Below are 13,318 nucleotides of genomic sequence, written 5' to 3'. Positions count from 1 at the left end.
TCTACTTTCCGATGCCGGCGGTGAGGCCGTCGATGATCTGGCGGGTGGCGATGATGAACAGGACGAGCAGCGGAACGGTCGCGATGACGAGCCCCGCGAAGAGGGATGCCCAGTCCGTCTGGTACTCGCCGAAGAAGGTCGTGAGGCCGACGCCGAGCGTGTAGTTGTCGCGGCTGCGCAGCATCACGAGCGGCATGAGGAAGTCGTTCCAGATCGGCACGAAGCGGAAGATGAGCACCGTCGCGATCGCCGGCCGCACGAGCGGGAGCATCACGCGCCAGAACACCGCGAGGTGGCTCGCCCCGTCGATGAGCGCCGCCTCCTCGAGCTCTCCGGGAAGCTGCCGGAAGAACGCCGTGAGGATGAAGATCGTGAACGGGATGCCGTTGGCCGCGTAGATGAGGATGAGGCTCAGCGGGTTGTCGATGAGGCCGAGGAAGTCCATGAGGTAGAACATCGGCAGGATCGCGAGCATGAAGGGGATGAGCAGTCCCGACATGAAGAGGCTCTCGAGCCCGCCTCGACCGCGGAAGCGCCACCGGGCGAGGGCGTACGCCGCCGGGATGGACACGACGGCCGAGAGCAGCACCGACGCCACCGTGATGAGCACCGAGTTGAGGGCGTAGGTCGCGAAATCGGCGCGCACCCACGCGTTCACGTAGTTCTCGACCGTCGGGTTGGTCGGGATCGGCCACGGGTCGCTCGCGATCTCGAAGTGCGTGCGGAACGAGTTGCCGATCATTGTCAGCAGCGGCACGATCGAGATCGCCGCGTAGACCCAGAGGACGAGCTGGATGGCGACCGCTTCCGGGCTGAATCGGCGCCGACGCCGACGCGGAGCGCGGGCGGTCGGCAGCGACCGGGACTCCGGGAGGGTCGAGGCCTCGATCATCGTCGTCATGTGAGGTTCTCCTCGTAGCGGCCGAGCAGCCTCCGGGCGATCACGGCGCCCCCGAGGATGAACAGGAACAGGACGGTCGCGACGGCCGACGACATCCCGAGCGCGTTGCTCGCGCCCGAGTGGAACGACTCGCGGAAGAAGAGCAGCGAGAGCACGTCGGTCGCCCCCGCCGGGGAGCCCGTTGCGCCCCCGAAGGCGTACGGGAGCGTGAACGACTCCATGGCGCCGATGAACGTCAGGATGGACACGGTGCCGATCACCGGAGTGAGCAGCGGCAGGGTGATGTGCACGAAGCGCTTCCACCCGCTCGCCCCGTCGATCGACGCCGCCTCGTGGATCTCCGGCGACTGGCCGGCGAGTGCTGCGCCGTACAGGAGGACGGGGAATCCGATCCACTGCCAGACGGAGACGAGGATGAGCACGGGCAGGGCGGTCTTCGGGTCTCCGAGCCACGGGAGGGCCAGGGCATCCAGGCCGACCGCGCGCAGCGCCGCGTTGACGGGGCCGAACGTCGGCGACAGCAGCAGGGTCCACAGGTAGCCGACGACGAGCGGGCTCACGAGGTAGGGCGTCGTGTAGAGCACCTGGAAGACGCGGCGCAGCGGTCCGAAGCGCTGCAGCTGCACGGCGAGGAACAGTCCGATCGAGTTCTGCAGGATGAGGGTGCCGACGAGGATGGCGAGGTTGTGGGCGAAGGCCCGCGGCAGCTGCGTGACGTACGGCTCCTGGGTGAAGAGCACCACGAAGTTCTGGAACCAGTTGAAGCCGACGATGTTGAGGCCGCCCTTGAACTCGAAGAGCGAGAATCCGAGGGCGGCCGCCATGGGGTAGAGCAGGATGACCGCGAAGAGCACGAACGCCGGGATGATGAAGGCGGCGATCACGACCGGGTGGGGTCGCTTCGCATCGAACGTGCTCTTCGCGGTCACTGTGGTTCTCCTGCTGTACTGCGGTTGTGCGGGTGTGCCGGACTAGTTCGCGAAGTCCGCCGGGTCGAACCAGGCGTCGATACCCGTCTGGATCGCGTCGGCCGCGCCCGCGGCATCCTGCTCGCCCAGCCAGATCTTCTGCACCTGCTCGCCGTAGATGTCCGTGCCCCACGGCGTGCCGTAGCGCAGGTAGGCGAGGCCGAGGTAGGTCGACGGGTTGGCGAGGAATCGGTCGTACATCTCGGCGACGTACTCGTTCTCGATCGTCACGCCGTCGCGGGCGGGGATGGTCGACATCTTGTTCGCGTAGAGCTGGGCGAACTCGGCCGAGGCGAGCCAGTTGAGGAAGACCGCGGCCTCGTCGGGGTGCTCGGTGCGGGCCGAGAGCGCCCAGCCGCCGTCGCCGTAGGCGACCGTGACCTCGTCGCTCGGCCAGCTCGAGTCGACGGGCACGTTGAAGGTGCCGTAGTCGAGGTCGGCGCCGAGGTTCGCGAAGCTCGACACCTGCCAGGTGCCCGACGGGTACATCGCGGCCATGCCGGTCGCGAAGATCGTCACGGCCTCGTCCAGGGTCACCGAGGTGACGTTGTCGACGAGGTAGGGCTGGATCTCCTGCATGAGCTCGATGGATGCCACGCTCGCGTCATCCGTGAGGTCGACGTCGCCCGCCACGAACTCCTGCGTGAACTCGGGTCCGCCGCGGCGGGCGTTGCCGAGCACCTCGCCGGCGAGGGCGATCTGGCCGGCGACCGCACCCGGGATGACGATGGGCGCGACGCCCGACGCCTTGATCTCCTCCGAGACCTCGAGGAACTCGTCCCACGTCGTCGGCACGTCGAGGCCGAGGTCGTCGAAGATCGTCTTGTTGTAGTAGACCTGGGCGGTCTGCATGCCCTGCGGGACGGCGTAGATCTGGCCGTCGCCGCGAGCGGTCACTCCCGCGAGCGCCGTGTCGGAGAAGCCCGCCCAGTCGGTGATGATGTCGTCGATCGGGGTGAGGTTGCCGCTCTCGGCGAAGCTCGAGATGACGCCGTACGAGCGGATGGCGGCGATGTCCGGGCCGCCCGAGCCGGCGAGGCCCGTTGTGAGGAGGGTCTGGTAGTCCTTGTCGGGCTGCACAAGCACCTCGACGTCGATGGTGGGGTTGGCCTCCTCGAAGACCTCGAGCACGCCGTCCTCCAGCGCCTCGCGAGCCTCGTTGCTCCACGTCCAGACGGTGAGGGTGACGGGGTCGCCGGCGGGCTCGGGCGTGGCCTGGCATCCGGAGAGGATGACGGCCGAGCCGAGGGCGAGCGACAGGCCGCCGAGCACTGCGCGACGGCGCAGCACCGGTCGGCGCTGTGGGATTGAGTTCACGGTTACTCCTTTGTAATGACCTCGTAGTCGTCGCTCTCGCGACACCACTCTGTGCGACGGAGCGACCCGATCTCCACCGCTAGGGCAATGGATTCGAGGGGCCGCGGAGGTCACGCTAGGTGCGTGTCGCACGCTCTGCAAATATGATGCACTAGGCGCAATTCGGGGTGGGCGGGTGTCTCCAGGCGCAACGGTGTTGCGAGGGCCGCATCGGGGTTCCTACGATGCCGACACCGTCATCCACCACCCGAATCGACCCGGCGAAGGAGCCGACATGGAGGGATCCAGCCACCGCACCCTGGCTCGCGGAATCGCGATCCTCGAGACCGTCGCCGAGGCCCCGGACGGCTCGACCATCTCCGAGCTCGCGGCCATCACCGGCAACGACAAGAGCACCACCTCGAGGCTCGTCTCGTCGCTGTGCGACTTCGGCTACCTCACCCGCCTGCCCGACCGGCGGGTCGTGCTCACCGGTCGGGTGCTCCGACTCACGCGCGGGTTCCAGGCCCAGTTCGACCTGCAGAAGGTCTCCCGCCCGGTGCTCACGGAGCTGCGCGACCGGGTCGGGGAGTCGGTCATCCTCACGATCCGCGAGGGCAACTTCTCGGTGAGCATCGACCAGATCGACCCCGAGCGGAACTTCCGCATGGTGCCCCACGTCGGCAACACCGCTCCCCTGGATGCCACGGCCGCCGGCCGAGCGATGCTCTTCGCCCTGCCCGCCCCCGAGCAGCAGCGCATCCTCGCCGCCATCCAGGACGAGCCGGTCGAGCATCCCGAGGTGCGGCTCACGCCGCGCACCCTGCAGGCCGAGGCCGACAAGGCCCGGCGGCGCGGGTTCGTGTGGATCCAGCGCTCCGACGACGTCGAGCGCGTGGCATCCGTCGTCCTCGACACGCTCGGGGCACCGCTCGCCGCCGTCTCCATCTACGGGCCGCGGTACCGCATGCGCGACCGCATCGACGAGCTCGGCCGCGAGTGCAAGCAGGTCGCCGATGCGATCGGGATGCTCGCCCGCGGCCAGCGGGCCCGCGACTCCCGCTGGTAGCCGGGCGGTGACCGGCGTCGCACCGCGCACTAGGGTGACTGCATGGTGTTCACGGTCGACAAGGGCTCCCCGGTCACTCTCTTCGAGCAGCTGCACTCGCAGGCCATCTCGAAGATCGAGTCCGGCGAGCTCATCGCGGGCACGAAGCTGCCGACCGTGCGCCAGCTCGCGACCGACCTCGAGGTCGCCCCGTACACCGTCGCCCGGCTCTATCGGGCGCTCGAGGCCGACGGCTTCGTCGAGACCCTCGGCCGCAACGGCACCGTCGTGAAGGCCCGGTCGGGCACGTCGGCCGAGCTGCTGCAGGTCTCCGCGACGGAGTACGCGGCGCGGGCCCGTGACCTCGGCATCGAGCCCGCGACGGCACTCGAGTTCGTTCGGACGGCGCTCGGGGTCGACTAGCTAGTGCCCGACGCGGTCGGAGTCGTTGCCCTCGTGCGTGTCGAGGGTCGCGATCTCCGCGAGCGCCGCCTCGTCGAGCTCGAAGTCGAGGTCGAGGTTCTCGCGCAGCCGATCGAGGTTGCCCGACTTGGGGATCGCCACGAGCCCCTGCTGCAGGTGCCACTTCGCCACCACCTGGCCGGGGGTGCGGCCGAGCCGCTGCGCGACCGCCACGATCGCCGGCTCCTTCAGCACTGACGCGCCTCCCCCGCCGAACGGGCTGTACGACTCGGTGACGATTCCGCGCCGCGCGTGGTCCTCGCGCTCGGCGACCCGCGCGACGTGCGGGTTCAGCTGGATCTGGTTCACCGCGGGAACGGTCCCCGTCTCCGCGGCGAGGCGGTCGAGGTGGGCGGCCTTGAAGTTGGAGACGCCGATCGAGCGCGTGAGCCCCTCCGCCTTGAGCCGCTCGAAGGTCTGCCACGTCGACACGTACTGGTCGCGGGCGGGAAGCGGCCAGTGGATGAGCAGCAGGTCGACGTACTCGAGCCCCAGTCGCTCGAGGCTGTCGTTCAGCCCGCCCACCGCGCGGTCGTCGCCCTGCCACGGGCCGTCGAGCTTCGTCGTCACGAAGAGCTCCTCGCGCGGGATTCCCGCCCGGCGGATGGCCTCGCCCACAGCATCCTCGTTCTCGTACCGCGCGGCCGTGTCGAGGTGCCGGTAGCCGAGCTCGAGGGCGGCGGCCATCGTCGCGGCGCCCTCCTCGTTCCAGAGGCCGTACGTACCGAGTCCGAGCTGCGGGATGCTGTGGCCGTCGTTGAGCGGGAGGGAGGGGATCATGCCTCCCAGCCTAGACAGCGAGCCCGAGCATCCCGCGGTCGGGGTTGCCGAAGCGGTGCGCGGTGATCGACACCGACTGCTCGTGCAGGAACGTGAGCAGCTCCACGCGCCCCGAGGTGGTGACGGGGCCGGAGTAGACCGCGAGGTCCGGCGAACCGCCGGCCGCCGTGGCGAGGGCGCGGGCATCCCCGCCGATGAGGCGGACGCGACCCGACAGCTCTCGGGCGCGCGCGAGGAACGCGGCATCCGACTCCACCACGACGTCGACGACGAGCGCCGACGGCGCCGGGTCCCGGAAGGACTGCACGAGCCCCGCCGGGAGCGGCACGGCCGAGCTGATCGTGAGCGCCGAACCGGCGAGCGACCCCGCCGCGATGAGGCGCACGAGGTGTCCGAGCGACTCGCCCTCCGAGAGGCGCAGGGTCACCGGTACGGGCCGGTAGCGGAAGATGTTGCGCTCGACGCCGAGGGCCGAGACATCCCGCGACTGGCCGAACTCGGCAGCCCACGCGCGCTCGTCGCTCTGGGCGGCGCGGCGCACGCGGTCGAACTCGGGGAAGTCGAGACCCGACTGCCCGCGCTTGACGACCGTCGAGACCCGCCGCGACAGCCCGTCGATGAGGATGTTCTCCACGGGGGCGGCCTCGACGGGCTCCCAACGACCGAGGGTCGCGACGTAGTTCGGCCCGCCCGCCTTCGCGCCGGTGCCGACCGTCGATCGCTTCCATCCGCCGAACGGCTGCCGCTGCACGATCGCCCCGGTGATGCCGCGGTTGACGTAGAGGTTGCCCGCCTCGACGGTGTCGAGCCAGCGCGACACCTCGTCGGGATCGAGCGAGTGGATGCCCGCCGTCAGCCCGTACGCGACGCCGTTCTGAATGCGTACCGCCTCCTCGAGCGTGGCGGCCTTCACGATGCCGAGCACCGGACCGAAGTACTCCGTGAGGTGGAACTCGCTCCCCGGTCGCACCCCGGTGCGCACTCCGGGCGACCAGAGCCGCCCCGACTCGTCGAGCTGGCGCGGCTCCACGAGCCACGACTCCCCCTCGCCGAGCTCGGTGAGGGCGCGCTTGAGCTTGCCGTGCGCGGGCTCGATGATCGGGCCGACCTGGGTGGTGGCCTCCTGCGGGTAGCCGACGCGCAGGGTGCGCACGGCGTCGACGAGCTGCCGTTCGAACCGCTCGCTCGAGCCCACCGAGCCGACGAGGATGGCGAGCGACGCGGCCGAGCACTTCTGGCCGGCGTGGCCGAACGCGCTCTTCACGAGGTCGGCGACGGCGAGGTCGAGGTCGGCGGACGGGGTGATGACGATCGCGTTCTTGCCGCTCGTCTCAGCCAGCAGGGGCAGGTCGGGGCGCCAGGAGCGGAACATGGCCGCCGTCTCCCACGCGCCCGTGAGGATGACGCGGTCCACGCGCGGGTGGGCGATGAGCTGGCGGCCGAGGTCGCCCTCCTCGATGTCGACGAGCGTGAGCAGGTCGCGCGGGATGCCCGCCTCCCACAGTGCCTCCACCATGACCGCGCCGCTGCGCCGCGCCTGCGGTGCCGGCTTGATGATGACACCGGAGCCGGCCGCGAGCGCCGCGAGCACGGAGCCCGCCGGGATCGCGACGGGGAAGTTCCACGGCGGGGTGACGACGGTGAGCGCCGGCGGCACGAAGGTGGCGTCCTCGACGGAGTCGAGCTCGGCGGCGCGCTCCGCGTAGTAGTGGGCGAAGTCGACGGCCTCGCTCACCTCGACGTCGGCCTCCGCGATCGTCTTGCCGGTCTCGCTCGCCATGACCTCGATGAGGCGGCCGCGGAACGCCGCGAGCACGTCCCCGGCGTCGTGCAGCTGCCGCGCGCGCTGCGCCCCGGGTACCGCACCCCACGCGGCGCCGGCGCGATGGGCCTCGGTGATGCGCTGCTCGAGGGTCGCGGCATCCCGCACGCTCGCGAGCTCGATCGTGCCGACCCCGAGCCGCGAATCGCCGCTGCGGGCGAGCACGCGCGCGGCCCAGTCGCGGTTCGCGGGAAGCGACGGGTCGGTGTCGGGCTCGTTGGCGAAGCCCTCCGCCGGGGCGACCTCGAGAGTGGTCGCGCGGTCCTGGGTGCGGGCGGGGCCGATGCGCAGCGACTCCATCGCGTCGAGGGATGCCCGGAAGCGGCCCTCCTCGCGCGCGAAGACGCTCGACGAGCTCAGCTCGAACAGGCCGGACATGAAGTTCTCGCTCGAGGCGTTCTCCTCGAGGCGGCGGATGAGGTAGCTGATCGCCGAGTCGAACTCGCGGGGATGCACGACCGGCGTGTAGAGCAGGAGGCCGCCGACATCCCGGCGCACCGCCTCCGCCTGACCGGTGGCCATGCCGGCGAGCATCTCGTACTCGACGCGGGACTCGACCCCGCGCTGCTTCGCGAGCAGCCAGGACCACGCGACGTCGAACAGGTTGTGCCCGGCGACGCCGATGCGGACAGCGGCGGCACGCTCGGGGGTGAACGCCCAGTCGAGCACTCGCTTGTAGTTCGCGTCGGATTCGACCTTGCTGCCCCAGGTCGCGAGGGGCCAGCCGTGCATCGTGGCATCCACCCGCTCCATCGCGAGGTTGGCACCCTTCACGACCCGCACCTTGATGCCGGCGCCGCCGCGCGCCTTGCGGGCGACCGCCCACTCGGTGAGCTCCTGCAGGGCGGGAAGCGCGTCGGGCAGGTAGGCCTGCAGCACGATGCCCGCCTCGAGGTTTGCGAGCCGCGGCTGGTCGAGGAGCTTCGTGAAGACCGCGATGGTGAGGCCGAGGTCTTTGTACTCCTCCATGTCGAGGTTGATGAACTTGGGCCTCGGCGAGCCGGCGGCGTACTCGTACAGCGGAGTCAGCCGGGCGACGACGCGGTCGACCATCTCGTCGAACGCCCAGACGTTGAGCTGGGCAGACACCGACGAGACCTTGATGGAGACGTAGTCGACGTCGTCGCGCTCGAGGAGGGCGGTGGTTCCCTCGAGGCGCCGATTGGCCTCGTCGTCGCCGAGCACCGCCTCACCTAGCAGGTTGAGGTTGAGCCGCACCCCGTCCGCCCGGAGGTGGGCGAGCGTCTTATCGAGGTGCTGGGGGCTCGCGTCGATGACGAGGTGCCCGACCATTCCGCGCAGCACGCGCCGCGCGATCGGCACGATCGGCCAGGGCAGTAGGGGCGCGAAGCCGCCGCCGACGAGGATGGCTGCCCGCAGGTACCACGGCAGGAAGTCGGGGATGCGGTGGCTCAGCCGCTCGAGGTTGCGGCCGGCCACGCGCAGATCCTCCGGGCGCACGACCTTGTCGACGAAGCCGAGCGCGAACTCGAGCCCCTTCGGGTCCTTGAGGAGTCCGGCGAGGCGCTCAGCGCTGGCATCCGTCTTCGCGGTGGATGACTCGCGCAGCCACCGCCGCACCGTCGTGACGGCCTCATCGGCCAGCTCCGAATGCATGAATCGAGCTTATTCGGGGCACTTGCGGCGAAGCTTGGAGTCTCGCGCACTGTTAGTGCGTGGTCGGGCATCCCGGCGCAACGTTTCGCCGCCCCGCCGCTCCCGCACGGCTACGCGGCAGCGGTGAGGGCCGCGGAGCGCACCGTGCGGAGGGCGGTCGCCCACGAGACCAGCTGGTCGAGCATCGTCGACAGCGGCGCCTCGTGGTGCGGGATGGGCTTGAGGGTCGTGAAGCCCTCGAAGTCGGAGTAGAGCGAGATGCCCACCTGCTGGCGCACGTCGGCCATCTGCAGCTCGCCGACGATGAGCCGCAAGTGCTCGACCGCGCGGGCGCCGGATGCTGCTGCCCCGTACGACACGAACCCGGCGGCCTTGTTGTTCCACTCGCCGTAGAGGTAGTCGAGGGCGTTCTTGAGCACCCCGGAGGTGGAGTGGTTGTACTCGGGGGTGACGAAGACGAAGCCGTCGAACGAGTCGATCGTCGCGGCCCAGCGGCGGGTGTGCTCGCCCGCGTACTGGCCCGCCGACGGCGGGATGGCCTCGTCGAGGTGGGGGAGGTCGTAGTCGGCGAGGTCGATGAGCTCGAAGGCCGCGTCATCCCGGGTGGCGGCCTGCTCGAGGACCCACTTCGCGACCTGTTCGCCGCGCCGACCGGGACGGGTGCTGCCGAGGACGATTCCGATTCTGAGCTGGGACATGGGAGCCTTTCCGATGTAGTTGACGTGTCACCATAACTCGCCTTTTGGTGACACGTCAACTACCGGTAGAATGTTGTGATGACGGCTTCACTTTCGGAGCAGGAGCTCGCAACGTGGCGAGGCTTCGCGCTCATGCGGCGACAGCTCGACCTCACCCTCGAACGCCGGCTCCAAGCGGACGCGGGTATCTCCTCCGCCGACTTCGCCGTACTCATGTCGCTCCAGGAGGAGCCCGCCCGCCGGTTGCGCGCCGGCCGCATCGGCGACCTCATCGGCTGGGAGAAGAGCCGCGTCAGCCACCAGCTGTCGCGCATGGAGCAGCGCGGCCTCGTCACTCGAGAGGAGTGCGGCGACGACGCGCGCGGCGTGTGGATCGGCATCACCGCCGAGGGCAGCCGGGCCGTGCTGGCGGCACTGCGCGACCACACCGAGGCGATCCGCCAGTACTTCTTCGACCTCCTCAGCCCCGAGGAGCAGGAGGTACTGCGCAGCGTCTCCTTCCGAGTGCTCGACGCCATCAACCCGCCGATCTGCCAACCCGAGGTCGACGAGCTCGCGGCCAGTGCCTGACCCGCGGCGCGGGGCCGACGCCCGCGACGTCGTCATCGTCGGCGGCGGCCACAACGGACTCACCGCGGCCGCGTACCTCGCGCTCGCCGGCAAGCGCGTCACCGTGCTCGAGCGTCTCGACTCCGTCGGCGGGGCCGCGGTGTCCGCGGAGGCGTTCGAGGGAGTGGATGCTCGGCTGTCGCGGTACTCCTACCTCGTGTCATTGCTGCCGGAGCGGGTCATCCGCGACCTGAAGCTCGACATCCGGCTCGCGCGGCGGCGGTACTCCTCGTACACCCCCGACCCGACCGACCCGGCGCGCGGCCTGCTCATCGACAACGCCGACACTGCCGCGACCGACGCGGCGCTGGGCCCGGATGCCGCGGCCTGGCACGACTTCTACGCGGGCACGGGCCGCGCCGCTCGCGCCCTCTTCCCGACGGTCACCGAACCGCTGCTCACGCGGACCGAGGCGCGAGCCGCCCTCGGTGACGACGCGCTGTGGGCGGAGCTCATCGAGCGACCGATCGGCGAGGCGATCGAGTCCCGGTTCGAGAGCGACCTCGTCAAGGGCGTCGTGCTCACGGACGCCCTCATCGGCACGTTCGCCCCCAACGTCGATGCGACGCTCGCCGGCAACCGCTGCTTCCTGTACCACGTCATCGGCGGCGGCACGGGCGACTGGGACGTGCCGGTCGGCGGTATGGGCGCCGTGACCGGCGAGCTCGCCCGGGCGGCGCGGCTGGCCGGCGCCGAGCTCGTGACGGGCGCCGAGGTGACCTCGATCACCCCCGATGGCGAGGTGACCTATCGCGTCGGCGGCGAGGAGCGGTCGCTCGCGGCGACGTGGGTGCTCGCCAACGTGGCGCCGTTCGTGCTCGAGCAGCTGCTCGGCGAGGCGCCCGCGGCGACCGAGCGGCCCGAGGGCGCCCAGGTCAAGGTCAACCTGCTGCTCAACCGACTGCCCCGCCTCCTCGACCCGGCCGTCGACCCGGCCGCGGCGTTCGGGGGGACCTTCCACATCAACGAGTCGTGGGCGCAACTGCAGTCCGCGTTCGAGGTGGCGGCGGGCGGGAGCATCCCGAGCCCGCTGCCGTGCGAGATCTACTGCCACTCGCTCACCGACCCGAGCATCCTGTCGCCGGAGCTGCAGGCGTCGGGAGCGCAGACGATCACGGTGTTCGGACTGCACGTGCCCGACCGGCTCGTCGACGAGTCGACCAACGAGGCGCGCCGCGATGAGCTCGAGCGCGCCGCGATCGCGTCGCTCGACTCGGTGCTCGGCGAGTCGATCGAGGACCTGCTGCTGATGGATGCCTCCGGCCGCCCCACGATCGAGGCGAAGACGACCCTCGACCTCGAGCACGCCCTGCGCATGCCCGGCGGCAACATCTTCCACGGTCCGCTGTCGTGGCCCTTCGCCGAGGACGACGCCGAGCTGTCGACCCCCGCACAGCGGTGGGGGGTCGCGACGAGGCATCCGCGTGTCCTGCTCTGCGGGTCGGGGGCGCAGCGCGGTGGTGCGGTCAGCGGAATCGGCGGGCACAACGCCGCCATGGCGGTGCTCGAGTCATAAGTCGGTTGCGCGGAGGTTGCAGGCCGCGCCCGACCTACCCCGATGTGGGCGGCGCTCACTAGTGTTCAGGCATGCTCACCTACCTGACGGCCGCCGCTGACGGCTACACCGCCCTCGCCACCGGCTTCAACACCGCCTTCCCCCAGACCCCCGACGCCGTCGTCGCGGTCTCCACGCCGGAGGAGGTCGTCGAGGCGATCGCGTACGCGCGCGACCTCGGCCTCCCGGTCCGCGTGATCGCGACCGGCCACGGCACGCACGGACCGGTCGACCACGGGCTCCTCATCAACGTCGCGGGGCTCTCCTCCGTCGTCGTCGACCCGGTGGCCCGCACCGCGACGATCGGGGGCGGCACGCGCTGGGCGCAGGTCGTCGCCGCGGCGGCCGAGCACGGGCTCGCGCCGATCACCGGCTCGTCGACCAACGTCGGTGTGGTGGGCTTCATCACGGGCGGCGGACTCGGCCCCCTCGCCCGCAGCCACGGCTTCGCGTCCGACTGGGTGCGCGGCTTCACGCTCGCGACCGCGGCGGGCGAGGTGCTCACCGTCACCGCCGACGAGAACGCCGACCTGTTCTGGGCACTCCGCGGCGGCAAGGACGGCTTCGGCGTCGTGATCGACGTCACCATCGAGCTCGTTCCCCTCGACTCCCTCTACGCCGGCGCGCTCATCTTCGCCGAGGAGCACATCGAGCAGGTGCTCCGCGGCTGGGCCGCCTGGACCCTGGATGCTCGGGCCGACGTCACCACGAGCGTCGTCGTCATCGGCTTCCCCCCGTTCGAGCAGGTGCCCGAGCCGTTCCGCGGCCGCCGGCTCCTCATGCTGCGCTTCGCCTACCCGGGCGACATCGCGACGGGCGAGCAGCTCGCCGCGCCCCTGCGCGCGCTCGCCCCGATCTACATCGACGGATTGCGCCCCCTGCCGATCGCCGATGTCGCGCTCATCCACAACGACCCGTCCGATCCCGGCCCCGGGTGGGGACTCGGCGGGATGCTCACCTCGGTGCAGGGCGGGCTGGTGGACACCGTTCTCTCCTTCGTCGGACCGGGCAGTTCCTCGCCCTTCCTCGCCCTCGAGCTGCGGCACGTCGGTGCGCAGACCCGCGTAGACGTGCCCGAGGGCTCGGCGGTCGGCGGACGGAACTCGGACTACACGTTCCACATCATCGGAGCGCCGGACCCCTCGCTCTTCGAGTCGGTGCTGCCGGGCGCGGGCGCCGGGTTCACGGCGGCGGTCGCCGAGTGGCTGTCGCCGGAGACGACGGTGAACTTCGCGAACGTGCACACGATCGACCGGGCGTGGCCCGCGGAGACCCGGGCGCGGCTCGACTCGATCCGGGCGGCGGTGGACCCGACGGGGATGTTCCCGTTCGACGCGTAGGGGGTCCGCTGCTGTTCTCTGTCCGGCTTCTCCCCCTACTTCCCGCTCGCGGACAGTTTTCCACAGTCCGGCAGCATGAGAACACGCGTTCGAATGTCGCTGCTAGATTTGAGGTATGAACACCCTGAGTCTGCCGGCGTTGCAGGCGTTCTCGCGTGCGGATGCGGCGGCGCTGTCGGATGAGCGGCTGCTTGAGGAGCAGCGTGCGTTCGCGGCGGCGCG

At 70.5% G+C, this 13,318-nt stretch carries 11 protein-coding genes; 5 read left to right on the top strand and 6 right to left on the bottom strand.

Annotated elements, in window-relative coordinates:
- Position 1 precedes the first annotated feature (1 nt).
- The 3 genes from Q5716_RS00055 to Q5716_RS00045 are packed head-to-tail and all read right to left on the bottom strand — an operon-like array spanning position 2 to position 3,186.
- Complete coding sequence (locus Q5716_RS00055) at positions 2-901, bottom strand: carbohydrate ABC transporter permease (RefSeq protein ID WP_305001043.1); 900 nt, start codon at positions 899-901, stop codon at positions 2-4.
- Positions 898-1,830: a carbohydrate ABC transporter permease gene (locus Q5716_RS00050; RefSeq protein WP_305001042.1), complete on the bottom strand. Its 933-nt coding sequence runs from the start codon at positions 1,828-1,830 to the stop codon at positions 898-900. The genes Q5716_RS00055 and Q5716_RS00050 overlap by 4 nt, the downstream gene beginning before the upstream one ends.
- A 42-nt stretch (positions 1,831-1,872) precedes the next feature.
- Positions 1,873-3,186: an ABC transporter substrate-binding protein gene (locus Q5716_RS00045; RefSeq protein WP_305001041.1), complete on the bottom strand. Its 1,314-nt coding sequence runs from the start codon at positions 3,184-3,186 to the stop codon at positions 1,873-1,875.
- A gap of 274 nt (positions 3,187-3,460) precedes the next feature.
- Between Q5716_RS00045 and Q5716_RS00040 the strand changes: the two genes are divergently transcribed.
- Entirely contained in the window at positions 3,461-4,234 is a 774-nt protein-coding gene (locus tag Q5716_RS00040) for an IclR family transcriptional regulator (protein WP_305001040.1), read from the top strand.
- 42 nt (positions 4,235-4,276) lie between these two features.
- Positions 4,277-4,636 carry a GntR family transcriptional regulator gene (locus Q5716_RS00035; protein ID WP_305001039.1) on the top strand — a complete coding sequence of 120 codons (360 nt, stop codon included), beginning with the start codon at positions 4,277-4,279 and terminating at the stop codon, positions 4,634-4,636.
- On the opposite strand, the gene Q5716_RS00030 is transcribed toward Q5716_RS00035, so the two are convergent.
- The 3 genes from Q5716_RS00030 to Q5716_RS00020 all read right to left on the bottom strand — a co-directional run bounded on the left by Q5716_RS00030 (position 4,637) and on the right by Q5716_RS00020 (position 9,592).
- On the bottom strand, positions 4,637-5,455 hold the full coding sequence (locus Q5716_RS00030; protein WP_305001038.1) for an aldo/keto reductase: 819 nt from the start codon (positions 5,453-5,455) through the stop codon (positions 4,637-4,639). It lies immediately after the preceding gene.
- Positions 5,456-5,465: 10 nt separating this feature from the next.
- On the bottom strand, positions 5,466-8,894 hold the full coding sequence (locus Q5716_RS00025; protein ID WP_305001037.1) for a bifunctional proline dehydrogenase/L-glutamate gamma-semialdehyde dehydrogenase: 3,429 nt from the start codon (positions 8,892-8,894) through the stop codon (positions 5,466-5,468).
- Positions 8,895-9,004: 110 nt separating this feature from the next.
- Entirely contained in the window at positions 9,005-9,592 is a 588-nt protein-coding gene (locus Q5716_RS00020) for an NADPH-dependent FMN reductase (RefSeq protein WP_305001036.1), read from the bottom strand.
- Between the two features lie 78 nt (positions 9,593-9,670).
- Between Q5716_RS00020 and Q5716_RS00015 the strand changes: the two genes are divergently transcribed.
- The 3 genes from Q5716_RS00015 to Q5716_RS00005 all read left to right on the top strand — a co-directional run bounded on the left by Q5716_RS00015 (position 9,671) and on the right by Q5716_RS00005 (position 13,096).
- Entirely contained in the window at positions 9,671-10,162 is a 492-nt protein-coding gene (locus Q5716_RS00015; RefSeq protein WP_305001035.1) for a MarR family winged helix-turn-helix transcriptional regulator, read from the top strand.
- The gene (locus tag Q5716_RS00010; protein WP_305001034.1) at positions 10,155-11,717 is read left to right on the top strand and encodes a phytoene desaturase family protein; all 1,563 of its coding nucleotides are present in this window, start codon (positions 10,155-10,157) and stop codon (positions 11,715-11,717) included. The genes Q5716_RS00015 and Q5716_RS00010 overlap by 8 nt, the downstream gene beginning before the upstream one ends.
- A 71-nt stretch (positions 11,718-11,788) precedes the next feature.
- Entirely contained in the window at positions 11,789-13,096 is a 1,308-nt protein-coding gene (locus Q5716_RS00005; protein WP_305001033.1) for an FAD-binding oxidoreductase, read from the top strand.
- Positions 13,097-13,318 lie beyond the last annotated feature (222 nt).

This window comes from Antiquaquibacter soli (assembly GCF_030580675.1).
In the GTDB taxonomy this organism is placed as follows: Bacteria; Actinomycetota; Actinomycetes; order Actinomycetales; family Microbacteriaceae; genus Rhodoglobus; species Rhodoglobus soli.
Note: the sequence above shows the minus strand (reverse complement) of the source record. Positions and strands in the feature narration are given on the sequence as shown.

Bases quoted from the DNA above. Each gene is read 5' to 3' on its own strand.
- Q5716_RS00055 (WP_305001043.1), bottom strand. From the start codon at position 901: ATGACGACGATGATCGAGGCCTCGACCCTCCCGGAGTCCCGGTCGCTG.
- Q5716_RS00040 (WP_305001040.1), top strand. From the start codon at position 3,461: ATGGAGGGATCCAGCCACCGCACCCTGGCTCGCGGAATCGCGATCCTC.
- Q5716_RS00035 (WP_305001039.1), top strand. From the start codon at position 4,277: ATGGTGTTCACGGTCGACAAGGGCTCCCCGGTCACTCTCTTCGAGCAG.
- Q5716_RS00030 (WP_305001038.1), bottom strand. From the start codon at position 5,455: ATGATCCCCTCCCTCCCGCTCAACGACGGCCACAGCATCCCGCAGCTC.
- Q5716_RS00025 (WP_305001037.1), bottom strand. From the start codon at position 8,894: ATGCATTCGGAGCTGGCCGATGAGGCCGTCACGACGGTGCGGCGGTGG.
- Q5716_RS00020 (WP_305001036.1), bottom strand. From the start codon at position 9,592: ATGTCCCAGCTCAGAATCGGAATCGTCCTCGGCAGCACCCGTCCCGGT.
- Q5716_RS00015 (WP_305001035.1), top strand. From the start codon at position 9,671: ATGACGGCTTCACTTTCGGAGCAGGAGCTCGCAACGTGGCGAGGCTTC.
- Q5716_RS00005 (WP_305001033.1), top strand. From the start codon at position 11,789: ATGCTCACCTACCTGACGGCCGCCGCTGACGGCTACACCGCCCTCGCC.